The sequence below is a fragment of the Peribacillus psychrosaccharolyticus ATCC 23296 genome (assembly GCF_000305495.1).
Classification (GTDB): Bacteria; Bacillota; Bacilli; order Bacillales; family DSM-1321; genus Peribacillus; species Peribacillus psychrosaccharolyticus.
In genome coordinates, this window is record NZ_AJTN02000128.1 from 1 (window position 1) to 633 (window position 633).

Here is a 633-nt window from a genome sequence, read left to right on the forward strand (position 1 = left end):
TTACCATGAGGTGGATGTCAGTCATGCTGCCCCGATAGTTGAACAAGGGTATTTTTTCATTTGAATTTGAATGTATGATTAGTGTAAGAATCATACATTCAAAATGCCGCCAATTTGAGGAATTTTATGGTGCACAATCTGCTAATTTTCTCAGATATAATAGTTAAACCTCTTACTTGCCGTGGAATATTTACAAAAGGAAAAAACCACTAATAAAGGTGGCTTTTTCAAGAATTTATTTAAAATGAAATAATTTTAAGGATTACAGTAATTAATATTTTTTACTCAAGTATATAGTTTCTTAATATTAGGGGTGCCTTAACTATGTAAGCGACATGAATCTATTGTTTAGTTAACATAATATTTGATTTGTTTCGAGAAAAAAATGGTATATTTAAGAAAAAAAGAAGGTGAACATAAAATGAGATCATTACCAATTTTCATTTTATTTATTCTTTTATTGGCTGGTTGTGGTTCGGAAACATCGTGGGCGTACCAATTTGTGCAATATAACGATGTTCCATATATAGTAACTGAGGAAAATGTTGAAAGTGGAGATATTAGGGGAGAAATTGGAGAAGTAAAAGAGTATTTAAAATCTGAAAAAAATCCACCAAATTTCTCTTCGAAATG

The 633-nt window shown here is 30.0% G+C and carries 1 pseudogene; it reads left to right on the forward strand.

Annotated elements, in window-relative coordinates:
* Positions 1–421: 421 nt before the first annotated feature.
* Positions 422–633: pseudogene (locus WYK_RS06435) on the forward strand (hypothetical protein); the annotation flags it as partial.